At 44.3% G+C, this 19878-nt stretch carries 15 protein-coding genes, 1 tRNA gene and 1 pseudogene; 3 read left to right on the forward strand and 14 right to left on the reverse strand.

The genetic code is table 11. From position 1 onward, the window contains the following. Window positions 1–89 precede the first annotated feature (89 nt). The 6 genes and pseudogenes from A3C46_01985 to A3C46_02010 all read right to left on the reverse strand — a co-directional run bounded on the left by A3C46_01985 (window position 90) and on the right by A3C46_02010 (window position 7666). Window positions 90–2426: pseudogene (locus tag A3C46_01985) on the reverse strand (endopeptidase La). 23 nt (window positions 2427–2449) lie between these two features. Beyond that, window positions 2450–3706, reverse strand: coding sequence for an ATP-dependent protease ATP-binding subunit ClpX (locus tag A3C46_01990; protein ID OGQ23487.1), 1257 nt, complete (start codon window positions 3704–3706; stop codon window positions 2450–2452). 16 nt (window positions 3707–3722) lie between these two features. Beyond that, complete coding sequence (locus A3C46_01995) at window positions 3723–4337, reverse strand: ATP-dependent Clp endopeptidase, proteolytic subunit ClpP (protein OGQ23488.1); 615 nt, start codon at window positions 4335–4337, stop codon at window positions 3723–3725. Between the two features lie 117 nt (window positions 4338–4454). Next, window positions 4455–5780, reverse strand: coding sequence for a trigger factor (locus A3C46_02000; GenBank protein ID OGQ23489.1), 1326 nt, complete (start codon window positions 5778–5780; stop codon window positions 4455–4457). Window positions 5781–5793: 13 nt separating this feature from the next. Further along, window positions 5794–5875, reverse strand: a tRNA-Leu gene (locus A3C46_02005). A gap of 936 nt (window positions 5876–6811) precedes the next feature. Beyond that, window positions 6812–7666, reverse strand: a complete 855-nt coding sequence (locus A3C46_02010; GenBank protein ID OGQ23566.1) for a hypothetical protein — start codon at window positions 7664–7666, stop codon at window positions 6812–6814. 201 nt (window positions 7667–7867) lie between these two features. Between A3C46_02010 and A3C46_02015 the strand changes: the two genes are divergently transcribed. Further along, window positions 7868–11278 carry a hypothetical protein gene (locus tag A3C46_02015; GenBank protein OGQ23490.1) on the forward strand — a complete coding sequence of 1137 codons (3411 nt, stop codon included), beginning with the start codon at window positions 7868–7870 and terminating at the stop codon, window positions 11276–11278. Here the strand turns inward: A3C46_02015 and A3C46_02020 are convergent. Further along, complete coding sequence (locus tag A3C46_02020) at window positions 11261–12346, reverse strand: hypothetical protein (GenBank protein ID OGQ23491.1); 1086 nt, start codon at window positions 12344–12346, stop codon at window positions 11261–11263. The genes A3C46_02015 and A3C46_02020 overlap by 18 nt on opposite strands. A gap of 222 nt (window positions 12347–12568) precedes the next feature. Between A3C46_02020 and A3C46_02025 the strand changes: the two genes are divergently transcribed. After that, complete coding sequence (locus A3C46_02025; protein ID OGQ23492.1) at window positions 12569–12778, forward strand: cold-shock protein; 210 nt, start codon at window positions 12569–12571, stop codon at window positions 12776–12778. 52 nt (window positions 12779–12830) lie between these two features. Here A3C46_02025 and A3C46_02030 read toward each other — a convergent pair whose 3' ends face one another. Then, the gene (locus A3C46_02030) at window positions 12831–13748 is read right to left on the reverse strand and encodes a hypothetical protein (GenBank protein OGQ23493.1); all 918 of its coding nucleotides are present in this window, start codon (window positions 13746–13748) and stop codon (window positions 12831–12833) included. 79 nt (window positions 13749–13827) lie between these two features. Here A3C46_02030 and A3C46_02035 point away from each other — a divergent pair, with 79 nt between their 5' ends. Beyond that, window positions 13828–15033: a hypothetical protein gene (locus A3C46_02035; GenBank protein OGQ23494.1), complete on the forward strand. Its 1206-nt coding sequence runs from the start codon at window positions 13828–13830 to the stop codon at window positions 15031–15033. 73 nt (window positions 15034–15106) lie between these two features. On the opposite strand, the gene A3C46_02040 is transcribed toward A3C46_02035, so the two are convergent. From A3C46_02040 to A3C46_02065, 6 genes are read right to left on the reverse strand one after another with little or no spacing between them, the layout of a single operon-like run. Further along, window positions 15107–15511, reverse strand: coding sequence for a peptide chain release factor 1 (locus A3C46_02040; GenBank protein OGQ23495.1), 405 nt, complete (start codon window positions 15509–15511; stop codon window positions 15107–15109). Window positions 15512–15514: 3 nt separating this feature from the next. After that, window positions 15515–17323 (reverse strand): hypothetical protein, encoded by a 1809-nt coding sequence (locus A3C46_02045; GenBank protein OGQ23496.1) that lies wholly within the window; start codon window positions 17321–17323, stop codon window positions 15515–15517. Window positions 17324–17339: 16 nt separating this feature from the next. After that, window positions 17340–18272: a hypothetical protein gene (locus A3C46_02050; protein ID OGQ23497.1), complete on the reverse strand. Its 933-nt coding sequence runs from the start codon at window positions 18270–18272 to the stop codon at window positions 17340–17342. A gap of 20 nt (window positions 18273–18292) precedes the next feature. Beyond that, a complete protein-coding gene (locus A3C46_02055; protein OGQ23498.1) occupies window positions 18293–18883 on the reverse strand; it encodes a hypothetical protein in 591 nt (196 codons plus the stop codon). 58 nt (window positions 18884–18941) lie between these two features. Beyond that, window positions 18942–19448 carry a hypothetical protein gene (locus tag A3C46_02060; GenBank protein ID OGQ23499.1) on the reverse strand — a complete coding sequence of 169 codons (507 nt, stop codon included), beginning with the start codon at window positions 19446–19448 and terminating at the stop codon, window positions 18942–18944. Window positions 19449–19487: 39 nt separating this feature from the next. Further along, the gene (locus A3C46_02065; protein ID OGQ23500.1) at window positions 19488–19805 is read right to left on the reverse strand and encodes a hypothetical protein; all 318 of its coding nucleotides are present in this window, start codon (window positions 19803–19805) and stop codon (window positions 19488–19490) included. Window positions 19806–19878: the final 73 nt, after the last annotated feature.

Raw genomic sequence — 19878 nt, forward strand, 5'->3', positions numbered from 1 at the left:
ATATTATTTCGTTTTTTCTTCGCCACTTGAGGGAGAGATTCCTCTTCCTTTTTTTCTCCCTTCTTTTTGAAGAAGGGATGATCAGGCGGAATGATCAGTGCTTTTTCCAAAACTTCATCCATATGTTCAACAGTTGAAACCTTAAGCTCTTTGAGAATGCGTTTTGGAATCTCTTTGAGATCTTGTTTATTGTCGATAGGAATCAGAACTTCTTTGATTTTTCCGCGATGAGCCGCAAGTAACTTCTCCTTGAGACCACCGATCTGCAAGACTCGACCACGCAGTGTAATTTCGCCGGTCATCGCAATATCCTTACGAACAGGAATTTTGAGAAGCGCAGAAACAACAGCAGTAGCCATCGTAATTCCGGCCGAAGGCCCATCTTTCGGAATCGCACCTTCCGGAAGATGGATGTGAATATCGATCTTGTCGTAGAAATCTTTTTCTAAACCCAAAATTTCTGCACGCGAACGAACATAACTCATCGCTGCTTGTGCTGACTCCTTCATCACTTCGCCGAGTTTTCCGGTGACAATCATCTTTCCTTTTCCAGGCATAATCGTCACTTCTGTCGTGAGAAGTTCACCACCAACTTCTGTCCACGCAAGACCAGTACAGATTCCCACTTGATCCAATTCTTCTGCCAAACCAAATTTAAATTTGGGGACACCTAAATAATGTTCGACTTTCTTTGGAGTAATGCGGACAAATTGAGTCTTATCTCCTGACTTCGCCACATCACGCGCGACTTTACGATTGACACCGGCAATTTCGCGCTCGAGGTTACGGACACCTGCTTCTCGCGTATAACGTCGGATGATCATCTTGATGGCTGATTCGGTAAACGCGATATTTTTTTCTGTCAGCCCATTTTCTTCACACTGTTTTGGAACCAGATATTTCTGTGCAATGTGAACCTTTTCGATTTCCGTATAGCCTGGAATACGAATAATCTCCATACGATCGCGAAGCGGCTCTGGAATGGACGGAAGCGTGTTCGCTGTCGTGATGAACATGACATGTGAAAGATCATAATCGAGATCGAGATAGTGATCGTTGAACGTGTGATTTTGTTCTGGATCCAAAACTTCCAAAAGGGCCGCGCTCGGATCACCGCGAAAATCCATACTCATTTTATCGATTTCATCGAGCAGAAAAAGAGGATTTGAAGCTCCCGCTTTTTTTAAACTCTGAATAATTTTCCCTGGAAGAGCTCCGATATACGTGCGTCGATGCCCCCGAATTTCCGCTTCATCACGAACACCACCGAGGCTCAGACGCACAAATTTTCGTCCCATGGCGCGCGCAATCGAACGGCCAAGCGAGGTTTTTCCGACTCCTGGAGGACCGACAAAACAGAGAATAGGTCCGCGCATTTTTTCGACCAGAGCTAAGACCGCAAGATACTCAAGAATACGTTCTTTGGGTTGCTTCAAACCATAATGATCATCTTCGAGAATTTTCTCCGCCTGTGTAATATCAAGTTTATCAGGCGTCATCTCTCCCCAGGGAAGTGAGATAATCCAGTCGATATAATTGCGAACAACAGTTGCTTCAGCAGACATCGGACTCATCATCTTGAGTTTTTTTAATTCTTTCTCAACTCGACTGCGACCTTCGGCTGAAAGTTTTTTCTTTTTAATTTTCTCTTCGATTTCTTGAATTTCACTTTTGAATTCGTCGCGTTCTCCGAGTTCCTTTTGAATCGCCTGCATCTGTTCGTTGAGGTAATATTCGCGCTGTGTTTTCTCCATCTGCTTTTTTACGCGACTGCGAATGCGGCGTTCCACTTGCAAAATTTCAATTTCCGATTGCATGAGACTGAGCAGTTTTTCCAAACGCGCGGTTGGACTCACGACTTCTAAAATTTTCTGTTTATCAGGAAGCTTCAACGACAAATGCGCAACGATTGTATCTGCAAGACGCGCAGGATCATCGATCGTTGAAACACTTGCCAGCATTTCTGGAGGAATGCGCTTATTCAGCTTCACATACTGTTCAAACGTCGACTTGACACCGCGCATGAGAGCTTCACTCTCGACATCAAGTTCCGCCTGTTCTTCAATCGTCTCTGTTTCAACTAAAAAATAATTCGGATTGTCGATATATTGCGTAATCCTCGCACGCTTCTTCCCCTCCACCAGCACTTTGACCGTTCCATCAGGAAGGCGCAAAAGCTGAATAATCGAAGAGAGTGTTCCGACTTCGAAAATGTCTTCTCTTCTCGGATCATTTGTTTTGGCATTAATTTGAGCCGCAAGAAGAATGTCCTTTTCTTTGTTCATCGCTTCTTCCAGCGCCGCGATCGATTTTTCCCGACCTACAAAAAGAGGAACAACCATATGAGGAAAAATCACAATATCGCGCAGCGGTAAAAGCGGCACGACCGATTTTCCTTCAACTGGTGTGCGACGTTCGTCGTCCATGGAGTTCTCCTTTATTATTATTTTTAAGCTGTTTCAGCTTTCTTTTCATACACCATCAATGGTTTTGCTTTTTTTGTAATCACCTCTTCGTTGACCACCACTTCGCGAATATCTTCGCGTGAAGGAATGTCATACATCACTTCTAACATCACACTTTCAAGGATCGCACGAAGTCCTCGTGCGCCCGATTTTCTTCGAATGGCTTCATGCGCCACAGCTTTGAGCGCATCGTCTGCAAAGTTGAGCTTTACTTTTTCAAATTCCAAAAGGCGCTGATACTGACGCACCAATGCATTCTTGGGTTCTGTCAAAATAGAAACAAGCGCTGATTCATCAAGTTCATCGAGCGTTGCCAGCACCGGAATACGGCCCATAAACTCTGGAATCATTCCATACTTCAAAAAGTCTTCGATCTGCACTTCGGAGAGAAGCTCACCCAATCGCTTGTTTGTCTTTCCTTTGACTTCAGCACCAAAGCCAAGTTTCTTCTCACCAATGCGTCGTTCAATAATATCTTCGAGACCCACAAACGTTCCACCCATAATAAAAAGAATGTTCGAGGTGTCCACCGGAATAAATTCTTGTTGTGGATGTTTTCGTCCTCCTTTGGGAGGAATACTCGCAATCGTCCCTTCAATGATTTTGAGAAGCGCTTGCTGCACTCCTTCACCAGAAACATCTCGCGTAATCGATGGATTTTCTGACTTACGCGCGATTTTATCGATCTCATCGATATAGATGATGCCGCGTTCTGCTTTGGTTTTATCGTAATCAGCAGCTTGCAAAAGCGAGAGCACAATGTTTTCGACATCTTCGCCCACATAGCCTGCTTCCGTCAGAGCCGTTGCATCCGCAATCGCAAACGGAACTTTCAAAAGTCGCGCGAGTGTTTGCGCGAGAAGTGTTTTTCCAACACCTGTTGGGCCAACGAGCAGAATATTTGATTTTTGAATTTCAACATCATCCGCTAAAGGACGCACGCGTTGTTCAATACGTTTATAATGATTGTGAACGGCAACCGACAAAACTTTTTTCGCGCGCTCTTGCCCGATGACATATTCATCTAAAATATCGTGGATCTCGCGAGGTTTTGGGACACCGAATCGATCATCGTGTTGACGCGATCGAACATTTTCTTCTGCAATAATATCGTTACAGAGTTCAATGCATTCATCGCAAATATACACCGTAGGTCCTGCAATGAGCTTGCGCACTTCACGCTGACTTTTGCCGCAAAACGAGCACGAAAGATTTGTGGGATCATCAATCGTTTTCGTCATTGTTCCTCCTTTACCATTACTTTTTCCCCTTGCTCGGAAGTTCACTGATGTGCTTTTCTTTATGAGGGCGATACAACACCACTTCATCGATGATGCCGTAATCTTTCGCTTCTTCACATCCCATGAAAAAATCGCGATCTGTATCAGTGGAAATCTTCTCGAGAGAACGTCCTGTATGCTTTGCTAAAAGTTCATTGAGCTTCTGACGCATCCGCAAAATTTCTTTGGCATGAATTTCAATATCCGAAGCCTGGCCACGAAATCCACCAAGGGGCTGATGAATCATAATGCGCGCATGCGGAAGGGTAAATCGCTTCCCTTTTGCTCCGGCTGCCAACAACACTGCCCCCATACTCGCCGCCTGACCCATACACAGAGTCGAAACTTCCGGGCGAATGTACTGCATCGTATCATAAATCGCCAACCCCGCCGTCACTGCTCCCCCGGGAGAGTTAATATATAAATGAATGTCTTTATCTGGATCTTCGGACTCTAAAAACAAGAGCTGGGCAATAATCACGTTAGCAAGGTCGTCGGTAATGGGTTGACCAATAAAGACAATGCGATCTTTCAGAAGCCGGGAATAGATATCATAGGCTCGCTCCCCCCGGTGCGTCTGCTCGATAACCATTGGAATCAGTTCATTTCTGAGCACATTTACCAATTTCGTACCCTCCGTTACAAAACCACTTGCATTTTCGGGTCGCTACGAACTGCTCTCCGCAGCAGTTCGGTCGACCCTCACTTTTCACGATTTCTTTCCAGATTTTTTCGTTTTTTTCTCTTTTTTTGGATCGACGTCTCTAATTTTAGACTTCCCCGCTACGAAATCAAGGGCTTTCTCGAGAAATATTTCAGATCCTAAACGACTGATCAGTCCTTTTTGTTCAAAATGAGCTCTGACTTCGCTTTCTTTCTGTCCGGAGGCGGCTGCAATCGTTTGAATTCGTTCGGTTATTTCTTCGGCAGTGACTTGCAAACCCTCTTTTTTGCCAATAGCGCTGATGACTAAAAAGCCTCGGGTGCGAAGAAGGGCTTCATGATAGTTCTCTTTTACAAAATGTTCGGCATTTATTCCAACATCTTGAAGCGTTTTGCCCTGCCGCTGAAGATCTCGATGGAGTTGTTCGATCATTCCATTGAGCTCTGCCTGAACCATCGTCTGTGGAACTTCGATCGGATGTTCTTCGGCAAGTTTCTCCATCACTTGTCGATGAAGCGAACGACGTGTCATATTCTTTTTTGCTTCGAGAATACGATTTTTTAATTCCTCCTGAAGTTTTTCAAAAGTTTCATAGCTCCCGAGGGATTTCGCAAATTCGTCATCGAGATGGGGAACAACTTTTCGACGAAGATCCGTAAGTTGAACTTCAAACGCCCCTTTTTTCCCTGCCACCTCTTGATTGAAATAATCTGTTGGATAGACAAAATGAATGTTTCGCTTCTCCCCTTTTTTCATTCCGCTGAGCTCATGCTCAAATTCTTTCAAGAGATGTCCACTTCCGATATCGACCACAAAATCTTTGGATTCACTCCCCTTAAACGGTTTTCCATCTGCTGTCCCTTTAAAGTTGATGCGCCCCATCATGCCTTCGGCCAGACCTTCTCCTTCAACAGGTTCAAGCTGTGTCATCCGCTCTTGAAGACGACGCAGCTCTTGTTGCATCTCTTCGTCAGTCACTTCATGCGGTTCTCGTTCAAGATGAAGACCGGTATATTTTTTGAGTTCAAGTTCAGGAACAATTTCATACGTGGCACGATACGATAAGCCCTCTCCCTTCGTCAGAATTGCGGGTTCAATTTTCGGATCGCTAATGGGACGAGCTTCCACTTCCCGAAGCGCATCGGGATAACTATCGCGCACCACTTGCTCGAGAACTTCGTGCTGAAGATTATCACCGAGCTGTTTTTCCACCACAGCAGCAGGAACTTTTCCTTTTCGAAATCCAGGGATTTTGATTTCCTTTGCTAAGCGGCTCAAAACTTTTTGCCGGCTCTTTTCGACAAGCTCTGCTGTAACTTCCACCACTATCGCTTGTGAAATCGAATTGATCTGTTCAAGTTTTGCCTTCATAAAATCCTTTCTGTGCGAGGAGAGGGACTCGAACCCCCAAGGGTTACCCCACCAGATCCTAAGTCTGGCGCGTCTGCCAATTCCGCCATCCTCGCAAAATTGTGAACAAAAAGACTATCGGTTTCTCCTTGCCTTCGCAAGGAAAAGGCTTGATATCGCTCCCATGGAAAACTTCAAGATAGAAATACTAACGCTTCAAGAAGGATGTGGTTTTGTTGAAAGCACCGCTGCACATCTGCGCCTTAAGGGACCTGACACCACGACATTCCTCCACCGCCTTCTGACAAATAATGTCCAAAAATTACCTATCGGTGGCATTCAATGGAACGCACTTTGTGATCGCAAAGGAAAAGTGAAAACACTTTTTCAACTGATCAAGTGCAGCGAAGAAGGCAGTCGTATCATCGCTGAAAAAGAAACCCTTCAGAAAACAGAGCAGATGCTCACAAGCATGATCTTTGTAGATCAAGTGAACATCAGCAATGAAAGTGATCAACATCATCTCTTTCTGCTGGTGGGACCAATGGCAAAAAAAATTCTCAGCGAGCGTTGGAATGAAATTCCAACCGAACCATTTCGTTTGAAATATGCAACCGAAGAGATGACTTTTTTCTGGTTTGAAGATCTCTATGATCAACCGATCTGGTATGTGATGACGACAACAAAGAGCGCTGACAATATTCGCGAATATTTTTTAAAGAAAGCGACACCGATATCCTCTCAGGCAATTGAGCTGGTGCGCATTGAAGCTGGCATTCCAAAATATGGTGTCGATATGACTGAAGAAAATATTCTTCTGGAGGGGAATCTCCAACACGCCTATGCTCGACAAAAGGGTTGTTATCCTGGCCAGGAAATCATCGAACGCCTCCACACTTATGCAGATGGCAAAACCCCGAAGGTCATCACGAAAGTGGAAGTCAATGGCAACACCCCCATTGAGGGCGCAACCTCTTCCCTCTTTAATCCTCTTTCCGGAAAAACCGTTGGACTTGTAAAAATAAAAAGGGAACAGAAGAAAACTCCAGATTTCAACGAATAAGCTCTCTCAACTTCGCAAGATTTTCGGCATCATACTTTTCTGGATCTCCTTCTTTTGGTGTTTCAAGGACCATGGGAAGTGCGAGGAACCTTCCGTCATTCATGAGATGACGAAAACCTTCAAGACCGATAAAACCTTTTCCAATGTGATCATGCCGATCGACACGAGTTCCCACATCTTTTTTGGAATCATTCAGATGAATCGCACACAGTTTTGAAAGACCGATCGTTTCATTGAAATGCTTCCACATCTGTTCATAACCACTGATAGTTCGAAAATCGTAACCTGCAGCAAAAGCATGTGCGGTATCAAAACAGACAACCGCTCTCTCTTTATTTTCAACACCATGAAGAATTTCTGCGAGATGTTCAAAACGATAACCCAAACAGGTTCCTTGTCCGGCAGTAATTTCAAAAGCGATTTTGACAGAAGAATCGCGAGTGTGATCAAAAAGGCGATTGGCCATCTCACTTACAACTTTCAAACCCTGAGCTTCCCCTTTTCCCATATGAGCGCCAGGATGAAGCACCACAAAGGCGAGCTGAAGCTCCTCAGCACGCGTCAGCTCTTGAAGCATGGAAGCAAATGATTTTGAGGAGATCTCTTCATCGGGTGACGCAAGGTTAATGAGATAACCGGCATGTGAAAAGATACTTTGTAACCCGGAAGCGGCACGCCGCGCATGAAAAGTATCAATCTCCTTTACGGCAAGAGGTTTGGACATCCATTGATTATTATTTTTCGCAAAAATTTGCATTGCTCTTAACTGCAATGTGTCGGCAATAAGAAACGACTGAGAAACACCACCTGCAGTTGAAACATGAGCACCAAGGAGTCTTTCCATGGCTTGGAGAAGAGCGGGAAACAATAAAATTGTCAATCTACACCGCGCGCCGAAGCATCCGCCTTCGTCGCCCATAATGTTTGGGGGACTACGGCGTGATACCCGCCCACATGACAAATTTTTGCGGAGGCGGGTAAAAGCCCTCATGACATGGTTGCAGTGAAATGCTAAAATACTGTAGGAATACTTTACAATAAAATTATGAGCGACGATTCATTCTATCCTACTGACGAAGAACTCAGCAAATCGAGCACTGGGCGCCGACGCCTTTCGGCAATCATGTTCACGGACATCAAAGGATTCACCACGATGATGGAACGTGATGAATCGACCGCTGTTGGTCTTATTAAACTGTATCGCGACATCGTCCGCCGTCTGGTGCGTCTCCATGAAGGCGAAGAACGCGAAACGATTGGCGATGCCTTTCTCGTGATCTTTGAGAGCGCATTGCAAGCAGTCGAGTGTGCCGTTGCCCTTCAACAGGAGCTCGCTCGATTTAATAAAACTCGAGCTCCGGAAAAACAACTTTGGACACGTATTGGAATTCATGTTGGTGACATCATTGTCGAAGAAGGTTCTATTTTTGGAGAAGGAGTCAATCTCGCAGCGCGGGTTCAAACGCTTCCACCTCCCGGCGGAATTACCATAACTCAACAAGTATGGGTTCAGATCAAAAACCGCGCTCGATTTCAAGTTCAAAAACTTGGTGTCCGAGAGTTAAAAAATATCACGGACGTTCCCGATATCTATCGCGTTCTTTTTGACTCTGAAGCTCCTCCCATTCCCGAAACACGTCGTGAAAAAATCGAACGTCTTCTCAAATTCCCTCCCATTCGATGGGGAGTCCCCACCCTTACGATCCTTGTGAGCGCATGTTTTATCTACTCCTTCTTTTTCGCGACCCATATACTTCTCACCTCATCAGTGACATTTTTATATCACGCTCCTCATCCCATTGATTCTTTATCAATCTCAGAGGCAGCAAAGCTGCAAAAATATATCAAGCTTATCAAGAAAGGTTCGAAAGTCATTCGGATGGAGATGGTCAATAAAAAAGGAATTCGTCCTGAAGACATCGAAGAATTTTGGTCTTTTCAGACAAAGAAGACTGCGCGCAGAGAATATCCCGTCATTGAATTTTCATATGCGAAAGGTCGCGTTTCTGAAAAACGAGTCTATGATGATTTCGGCATTCTTCAACATAAACTCCTTTTTAAAGAGCAGGGACAAGTGGCCACGATTCATGATGCTTCAGGATTTGTTTCCACGTTGGAAAATCAAATTTCAAGTTTTGGATACCGCTTTGATGAACGTGGCTCGCCTATGCGTCAAGAAAACCGAAACGCCTTTGGAGCGCTTCGCAATGACGCTTTGGGCGTAGCGATTTATCTGTTCTCTTCTGATCAAAAGGGAAGAACTCTCAAACAAGAACATTATGACGCACTCGGAAATCTCATTGAAAACAAAGATGGCATTGCCACCATCACCTTTGAATATGATAATCATGGCTTTTTAAAAAAAGAAATTGCCACGGATCGTTATGGCACTCCAAAAGAAATGACCAAAGGTTATGCTCTTCTGGAAAGAATTTTCCACGTTTCGGGCAACATTAGTGAAGAACGTTATTTTGATCGCAATAGTTCTCCCATTGAAACCAACGATGGAATCTGCATCAAACGATTTCTTTTTTCCGAGGATGGGTTTCCGACAGAAGAAATTTCATTTAGTTGCGCAAATTCAGCAAAGACCAATCGTTTTGGTTGGGCTTCACGACGTTTTGTCTATGAAAACAAACAGCTTAAAGAACTTCTTTTCTTTGATGAAGAAAAAAATCCAACCGCCGATGCAACAGGCATTCATCTCATCCGCATCGAACATGATGCAAATGGTCGCATTGAAAGCCTTCATTATCATGACATCACCAATGCGCCGGCAGTGAATCATCAACAAATTCACGCCGTGCGCTATCGATATGATGACAAAGGACATCCAATCAGCAGAACCTCTTTAGGGAGAGATGAATCGCTGCTGATCAGCAGCGCCGGATACGCAGAAGTGCGATTAAAATATGACGATCGCGGAAACGTTACGGAGCAAGGTTATTTTGATACCGAAGGAAATTTCATCAACACCCATGAAGGTTATGCTCTCGTCAAAATTGAGAATGATTCTTTCGGAAATCAAATTTCTCGCAGTTATTATGGAAAAAAAGAAGAGCCTGCATCATCTCGACGAGAGTTATGTCACGTCGTTTCATTTCAATATGATAAAAAAGGCGATGTCGCGCAAACTTCTTGCTTGGATGAAAAATTACAGCCAACACTGGGACATAATGGCTGCGCTATTTCAAAAACAACGTATGATCAAGCAGGGAAATTGACTGTTTTTGAATGCTATGCGGCTGAAGGAAAACTCATCAATGACTCCACCCGATTTTCTGTCCTCCACATCGATTATGACAAGCGTGGATATATGAGCGAGATTCAAGCATTTGACGCAGAGGGAAATCTTTCCGAACGTTATCAAGGAGCAGCAACCTGGCGTTTTAAATCGGATGCTTTTGGCAATCAAATTGAAATTGCTTTCTATAATAAAAGCAATGAATTGATGATGAATCCAAAATATCATGCTGCCATTGTTCGCCGCGAATATGACGAACGCGGCAATGAAGCGCGAGCCGTGCTTCTGGATGAAAAAGAAAACCCGATCATCGGTATTTGGGGATATGCAGAACAACGTTTAAAACATGATGAGCGTGGACATCGCATTTCGGAAGCGTATTTCGATGAAGCTGGGAATCCAGCGACCAATCGTATTGGGGTTCATGAATATCGCTGGACGTATGATGAACAGGGACGCGCGAGAGAACGGTACTATTACGGCAAAGATGGTCAACTCATTCTCAATAGTGAAGGTGTGGCAATGTATCGATATGAGTTTGATGAATTTGGTCACATGAAACGCGTTCACTATTATGGAACACATCAAGAACTCGTGGTACATCGTCAGAAAAAAGCTGCCATCGAAGAGTTCAAAGTGGATGATCGTGGCAATACCATTCGCATTTCACGTTTTGATGAAGAAGGAATCTTTTGCCAAAGCAAAGAGTGTATCCCCATCACCGAACAACAATTTGACACCAAGGGTCGTCTTCTGAAACGGAGTTTTCGCGATGCGCAATCCCAACCGATCGTCGATGAAAATAATGTTGGCGCTTATCTTTTTGAATATGACACTCAAGGAAGAGTTGCTCTTGAAAAACTCTACAACGCTGCAGATGAACCGATGACTGACAAATTGAAGGTTCATCAATATCAGCTCCACTATCGTCCTGATGCTGATGATGTCGTGTGGTATTCAACGTATGGCGACATGGAAGGAGCGCGCGCAACGGCAAAAGATGGTTCCTCAGTTCAAATTCATATGTATGATGCTCTCTATCAACGAAAAAAAATAGCCACCGCAAATGTCACTTCATCTGGAGCCATTATGACTATTGATTGTTATGATGATCTCGATGTGAAAATTTCGAAAAAAGATTGTGTGGTTCCATCTCAAATCTTGAACGAATTTGAAAAAATAAAACCTCAACTCTTAGTCGAGCGGAAGTGAGACCGTCAAATCACTTCCTCCTTTTGTTTTCTTTAAAAGAACCTTTCCTCCATGAGCGCGAATAAGATGTTCAACAAGTGCAAGCCCAAAGCCTTCGGAAGAAGGCGATGGTTTTCCCTCTCCTTCATCGCGAAAGGTAATGGCCACCAAAGGCCGTTTCCCTTCATGCATCTGTTCAATCGACACTGACAACGTTCCTCCGTCCCGATTCTGTTTAATCCCACGATCCAAAAGATGAAAAAAAGCGCGCTCCATATGCGAACGATGCATTGGAATTTTTAACGATTTGGCTTTAGGATCAATCTCAATCATCACATGTTTTTTCTGCGCCTTTGATTGCAATGAAGTCGTTAACTTTTCAAAAATTGTCCCCACCGAAATAGACTCCTTCTTCACACTTGTCTCTTGCTGCTGCAGTTGAACAATTCTGGAAATATCATCCAACAGAGAAGCAAGATGATCGGTATGTTCACGAATACTTGCCAGAAATTTTTTCCGATGAATTTCATCCATCAGCACATCATCTAAGACTTGTGAAACACTATGAATGACTTCAACGGGAGAGCGCAATTCATCTGTAACCGTGCTCATAATTCCCGGAACAATCGTCTCAATTTCGCCCTTTAATTTTTTACTCTCAATCGCAATTTTCTTAAAAATGTCGGAAACCGAACGAAGTCGTCCGGATAAATGCATGGCATAGTTCCGATAGATCATCATTGCAGCGCGCGGGTTGTGCTGAAGAAATTGTTCCAATTTTTCCGAAGGGAGAACTAAAAGAACTGTTTGCTCGAGCGCAGTGACTCGCGCTGAACGAAAAGAGCGATCCAGAAGCGCCATCTCACCAAAAAATTCTCCTGGTTCAAGCACACCTAAAATCTCTTCATCATCATGATGATCTTTTTTGCTGACCATCACCTGTCCTGATTCGATAAGATAAAGCGCATCACCGCGATCGCCTTCATTAAAAACAAGATCGCTTCCACGATACTCACATCGCTGACAAAGCAAACGAAGTTCTTGAATGCGATCAACTTCCAGCCCAGAAAAAAGTTTCATTTGTTCCATGAAAAATTCCTATCATATTGATATGACTGACATCGTATCAAAATTTTATTTGCCTTTATACGAAAAAATAGTGTACCATTCATTAAAGCATGAAGGGTATGGATTGGGCTGTGAAATGTAGTCAAACAACGTAATAGTTACGGATGCCGCGAACTCCTGATGAGGAATCGCGGTTTTTTGTTTGATCTCTTCACACGTTCCAATCGCAGAAAGGAAATGACGATGGCACGCGGTAAAGTAAAATGGTTTAACAACGCAAAAGGATATGGATTTATCGCTCCTGTTGACGGAGGAGAAGATGTGTTTGTTCACTTCTCTGCCATTGGCGGAGACGGATTCAAGACGCTCAAAGAAAACGATACCGTTGAATTCGAAATCACAGATGGACCAAAAGGAAAACAAGCAACGAATGTACAAATCGTCGCATCGTAACTTCTCGTCCACTGATTTCCGTAAAAGGGGCGTTTCTCACGCCCCTTTTTTCTTATCGAACTCCTGATTCTTCAAAAAGAAGACATTTCTTTCGAGAGCTCAGCAAAACACGAGCGCCAATAGGCATTGTAAAATTTTCCACACCATGTCCAGATGGAAAACCCCACAAGACAGGGAAAGAAACTCCATGAAAATATCGTTTTAAATATTCTCGCACATTTCTTTTGGAATTATGCAAGCAGCCCACCATTTCGGAAAAAACAACTCCCTTCACCTGATCAAATTTCCCTGCGGCTTTTAATTGATGCAAGGCTCCATCAATGGCCATGTATCCTTCATCCACTTCTTCGAGAAAAAGAATTTTTCCTCGCGTATCAATTTCAAAGGGCGTTCCAAACGTAGAGAGAAGTCGCATCATATTCCCTCCCACAATGCGACCTCGCGCTTCTCCTGGTCGAATAACGTCAAGAGCTTGATGCGTCATATCGCCGGGGCGCGCCGTCTGCGTCAGAATTTTTAAAAGCGATTCTTCTTTTCGAGGAGGCATGCCTTTATAAATTTCAGAAGCAAGCGTTGGTCCGTGAAACGTGATCCATCCATAGCGCATATGAAAATAGAGTAAGAGAACGGTAATATCGCTAAAACCGACAAAAATTTTCGGATACGCCGAGAGATCGACTTGTTCCAGATGCTCGATAAGCGCAATAGAACCGTAACCTCCTTCGGCGCAAAAAATCGCATGAATACTTGGATCTTGAAACATACGAATGATTTCGCGAGCTTTGTTGCGATAGCGAAGCGTTCGATTACGAGGTGGCGAAAAAATGCGCCGAGGATATACCGGTTCAAATCCCCACCATTTGAGCTTTTCCACGCCTCGCAAAAACCCGCGTTTGCGAAACGAAGAGGCAGGGGCCACGATTCCGATACGATCACCAGGAAGGAGCCGAAAAGGCTTGATCGTATTCATGAGTTCTCATAAGGGTTATCTGTCGTTCGCATTTTGTGAATGATACACCATTTTATGAATAAGAGGCAATGAGGAGAATATGAGCTTCATAAGCATCAGTTTCAGTATCTTTGCATTCAGTCTCTTTTGGAGCGCTTGCGGCGGAACTTCCATAACAAGCCCAACCACTTCAATCGCGGTTCAAGTCGCAACGATCGATCAACTCCCTCGCGCTACCTCTCCTGTTGTCACAGCGTCTGGAAGTCTTGCAAAAAATGCTCCCCTGACCAAAGCAGCAACCACCGGTCTTTCGTTGAGGAGCATTGGAAGCAGTGCCTTTGATGTCAATAGTTCCATCGCCATGTGCCGAACTGCAAATGCGGTGAAACAGGCCATCAATGATGCGGCTCTCGGCGATATTCTTCTTTGTTTCGTTCAAACGATGGCATCCTCGGGTCTCTTTGGACTTTCGGACGCACAATTTTATGATGGAGTTTTTCATACCTTTGCGCTCACTTCTGCAGCAGGTTTGATCGACCACTTTCGAGTAAAAGTTTTGCGAAATACGTTAGGACAAATTACCGACTTTACGATGCAAACCTGCGCGAACGGAACACTTACGGGATTTCTTTCTCAAACAATTCAGAGCAATACCATGACCATGCATAGCGAAGGATCAGTCGCTGCAGAGAATATCGCTGGAACTTATCAAATTGACGTCAGGGGAGAACTCAATACCAACCGTCTTTATACTTCAAAAACTGTTCTCACGGGTTCTGTCTTGAATTTTTTCGGAAACACCTATCGCGGTGAACAAGTTTTTGTCCAAGGAGCAAATACCTACACCCTGAGCGGTTACGAAGCAGGGGCCTATACGTTCAATGGCTTTTCGGGAAATTTTGAAAATCAACTCTACGCTTCAGGTCAACTGATTGATGGCAACGTCTCTCCTTCAGCAAGCACCTATGATATTGGACTTCTTGCTCTTGGTGATGGAGCGGCAACTACGATTCTTTCAAATACCTTCGACACAGAACAGTTTACTTTTAATGATGTCCAATCTTGGAATGGCGATACCACAGCCATTGTCGCTTCGAATGAGCATACATCTGCTGCCCAAAGTGGAACGCCTCCCAACATTTCCATTCCAAATATCCAATTTACAGGAGATGAAGTCTACGACTGTTCCGCAATACCAGAGGCCACACTCACGCTTGACGTGACCGCGATTGAAAATGCGTGCGCGCATTTAACACTTGGGCATCAATGGATCGACTGTTGGAATATTATTGAAAATGCGCCGTAGTGGTTTGTCATCCCCGTGGAAACGGGGATCTCATGAGATTCCCGCTTTCGCGAGAATGACATAGTCCAAAATTTCATTCTGGTTCAACTGAACGTCGAAGAAGTTTTTTCTCGCCACGCTTTCTTTTTTCACCCAACATTTTCTCTTTCGCTTTACGTGATCGTCTTCGTTTTTGACGTCGGATTTTTTCGATCTGCTGTTGTTTTGCGCTTTCTCGCCCTTTCTTCTGCGCTTCGATTTTTTCCATCAGCCATTGACGCGCATAGTAGCGATTGAGCGCTTGCATCCGCGTCTTCTGACATTTCACCTGAATCCCTGTCGGGAGATGATGAAGCATGACACAGGTAGAGGTCTTATTGACCTTCTGACCTCCGCTCCCACCCGAGCGGACAAACTGCTCCTCAAGATCTTCCTCACGAATGCCAAGCTCTTCCATTCGTTGTTTGAGCGCTTGCTGTTTGTGAGATGAAACAACCATAATTTATCGTCCAAAAATGTCTTTTATCTTTTCTTTGACGTCTGGAACATCTGGCTTTGTCTCTTCAGGAATACTTGAAGGAATGCTGGGCATTATTTTTTCTTGAATGCGCTGTTGCACTTCTTGTTTCAGCGCCTTCTGCGCTGCTGTGGCCGCAAGCTCTTTCACATATCCCACATCAGGCAACACAAGCGGTTGCATGATTGTCCCCGTCAATTGGAGCGGAATCACAAACTTTCCCGACGCATCGACAAGAGAAGAACGAATCCGCTCGTTGGGAAGAAGTCGCGCTGAAAGTTCAGGGGGAAGCAAAAATCGTCCTTTGAGATCTAATGAACGATCAAACCCAACACTCCCTTGAAAAAGAGCTGCATAGTCTTGATGTTCGAGTTGCATCTGATCCACAAGGAGTCGTCCTTTTTGAATCGTAAAAGGAAAACGAATCTCTCGAAATGGCGTCCCTTCCACTTGACGACCCGGTAGATCGACCGTTTGCGGCGTTCCTACAGATGCAAGCTTTAGAATATTGAGAAGCTCATCAGAAAGAATTTGTTGCACCAAATTCATACTTTGAATTTTCCCATCGACGAGCCGCACCTCGCCCGCTCCATTCACATGCTCTACCTCTTTACCCACCACACGCTCTCCGTGAAGATGAAGTGAAACATCACCAGCACCGGTCATAGCAGAAACAAGAGGTGTAATATTTATTTTTGTCAGTTGTGCGCGAACATCATAACGCGAGCCAGGGGCTAACCCCACGACACCTTCAGCATGACCAGTTCCTTCAAAAATTTCGAAATCTAAATGTGCAAGCTTGGCTTGTTCTGAAGTTGCGCTCCAAGATGCTTTGAGATTTTTTAACTCCCACACATCATATTTGACGTAAGCTGAAGACAACGAACCAGCAAATTGCGGTGCAGTTGCAGCTCCATGAATTTCCGCTTGAAGTTGCAGTTTTCCTGAAACAACCGGTTTCTCTTTGTTTGAGGTCAATGAAGCGAGCGCACCTAAATCCAGCTCAGATGCTTTTATCTCACCATCAAGGGATGGAGCTTCTGTCTGAAATCCTTTGACCATAAATGCAAACGTCAGTTTTTCACTTGCAAGATGTAATGTCCCCTCCCCCACACGAACCGTATCTTCAGGTAGATTCAGCCATACCGGAGTGTTCATCTGAAGAGGAATGTTTTGATATCGAAGTGCGAGCTCAACTTCGATAGGTTTGCTGGGATCAGCAAGTTGAATATGTGAAAGCCGAAGATCAAGAGGCGCAATAATATCTTCTTTTACGGGAGAAACCGTTTGATCGGTAGAATACAACGATGCTCCGGTCAGTTCAATTTCTTCAATCAGAATACGATTCATCCACTTCGGAAGCGTCGTCGGTGTTTGGGATAAAGTCTCATTTTCTTTGTGCAGAAGAAGGTCTGCAATATTCGTTCCCGATGCGTTTTTGATCAGACGCACCGAAGGTTCTTGCAGATGCAAGGATGCTATCACTTTTCCATGAAAAAGACTTTTCAGATGAACTTGAAAATCCATCTTCTCTTGGGTCAGGACCGTCGCTCCTGCAAAAGCGGACTGCGGCGCCGGAAGATGCTTGAGACTCAGTTGAGAGACACGAACTCCGAGATAAGGCCAGAAGGAGAGTTCAAGTCGTCCGATTTCAACATCAGCCCTGAGAGATTTTTCAGCCACCTTTTCAATGTCATCGCGATAATCATTGATGTCGACGATAAAAGGGAGAGCAATGACTGCCGCAAAAAGAAGCATAAAAAATGCAGCGATGCCGATAAGAATCTTTTTCATTTTTCCTCCTCTTCTCCTAATCTAAACGTTGATTCGCTTTTCGCTGATGGAGAGATTGATCAGCATACGCCACTTCTGCACCAACGAGCACTACGACCCATGAGTAATAAATCCACAATAAAAAAAGTGGAATGATTCCTAAGGATCCATAAATCTTGCTATAGACAACCACTTTTGCGGCATAGGCCGTGTATCCATATTTCGCTACTTCCCAAAAAAGCGTTGCGACGAACCCGCCGATACAAGCGCTGCGGAGTTTTACTTTTGTATTCGGCATGATCGTATACAGCGCGGAGAAAAGAAAAAACGTCATGATCCATGAAATTTTTCCGAGCAAAAATTTCTTCGTTCCACTCATATCTAAAACTTCGTTCACCATATTTGAACTCTGCAATGCAGCCGTGACACTCAAGGAGAGCGCCAAAAGAACAGGACCGATTGTAATAACAGTCCAATAAATCGGAAATCGTCGAAGAAAAGAACGTGGCTTTGGCACCTGCCAAATATGATTAAACGTCTTCTCGATATTTGAAAGCATGGCCACGACTGTTAAAATTAAAACAACAAAGCCGACGAGACCTATGGCAGTGCTGTTATAGCGCTCGATAAAAAGATCTAAATAGCGCGACGCTTCTTGGCCAGTGCCGGTCGTGAGATTTCGAAAAATAAATGTTTGGAGCTGTTCCACAATTTGTTCCATATCGGCAAAAGCTTTGAAGAGAGATAATGAAACCGCGATGAGGGGAACGATCGAGAGAAGCGTCGTATACGCAAGGGCGGTCGCGCGAAGCAAAATATTGTCTTTGTTTATTCCCACAACGAGCATGGTTCCAAGTCGTGTGAGGTAGAGAGCCAATCGTCGATGGACTCGATATGTTTTTTCATCGAGTGTCCAAATCGTATCGCGAAAAAAATGAACAACACACTGAGAGAGTGAAGTGAGATTCATGATGAAGACATACCGCACTCTTAAAGGCGTTTCAATTGTCGATTGTGAATGCGCGAGAGAAGAAAAAGGGCAACGAAGGAACCGACCCACGCAAGAAACATATCAGATTGCGTATCCCATTCATACCCTTGCGTTCCGAGAAACGCTTTCGCCGCAATCCCCGAAAGAACAGCAACCCACCACTCCACAAGTTCATAGAACGCACTAAAAGCGAGACAGACAGAGCTCACGATAAAGATGAGCCAACGAGGACCTGAAACCACACGATTTCTGATGAGCATTTCGCGCGTGAAAATAGCTGGAATAAATCCCTGCATAAAATGTGCAAATTTATCGTAGTTATTGCGTTCCCATCCCAAATGACTCCCAATCCAGTCAAAGAGAGGAACTTTCGCATAGGTGTAATGTCCGCCAACCATTAAAATAATAAATTCAAAAAGCATGAGCCACAGCACAAGCGGCGTCCATTTATAACGATGATGGGTGTACCACAGAATAAAAAAACCGGTAAATGCGGGAACGACTTCCAGAAACCAGGTATAGCGGTCAGCAGGTTTGATGGCGGACCAGGTAAAGACAATCGAAACAATAAGGATTCCGAGACGCGGCATATCTCTTCATTAGTTCAGATGTCACATTTCTGCAATAGGAGGGACGTAAACATTGAAACTATTCTGGTTTACACATGGCCATCGAATCATCCCAAAGTACTTGAATCCCTTGTCTATAAAGTTCTATACGTTTTGGTTCTGGAAGAGAATAAGATTTTTCCCCATGATTTCGCACCTGATCGAGACGCTCTCGCATTTCTGTTCTTCGATTCTCACTCCACTGTGAAAGATTACAAAGAGAAGGAGGTCCGTCCTTTTTCACACTGATCATCTTTTCATCAAGCTGCAATGTTTCCCCCTTTGCACATTTGGAGTCAGCTTCAGGGCGGCGCATCATATAATTCTCGAGTATTCTCTCTTTTGCGCCGTGAAGAGCAAGGGCATATGCATGATGATCAAACGTACATGCACCCCGATGAACAATGGTCCGATCGCGATAGAGCTCCACATACTCATCATTCGTCATTTGAGCAGGTTTCCTTGGAACGGCCCGAGGTGAAGCAGATGGTGTGAGCAAAGAAGTTGGGACCATCATTTGTCGAATAGCGTTTCCTGCTGATTTCATATTTCCTCCTTCATCATGACTGACTTTTCGTTCAATCTTTCAAAAAGTTTCGTTGATTTTCATTAATCGTTGAACAGGGTGTCCGTCGATCAAATGCTGCTGAAAAATGTCATCGACATCGTTCATCGTCACCCCGTGATACCAAATACCGTCGGGATAGATAACGATATTAACGCCAAGTTCGCATGGGCCAAGACATCCAGAAGATGTCACTTTGACTTCGGTATTTTTAAAGTGCACTTTCACTTTTTTACGAAGTTCGTTCAAAATATTTTCCGATCCACGTTGCAAGCAACAAGCCTTCTCTGGCCCGCGATCATTTTGACAGACAAAGACGTGGCGTTTCGGTTTTGGCATTTTGCGCTCCCCACCTTGCAACGGTTGAACCCGAAAGTCGAACCGATTGTGGTGCCGGTGGAGATTAGCATTT

The organism is Deltaproteobacteria bacterium RIFCSPHIGHO2_02_FULL_44_16 (assembly GCA_001798185.1).
Lineage (GTDB): Bacteria > UBA10199 > UBA10199 > 2-02-FULL-44-16 > 2-02-FULL-44-16 > 2-02-FULL-44-16.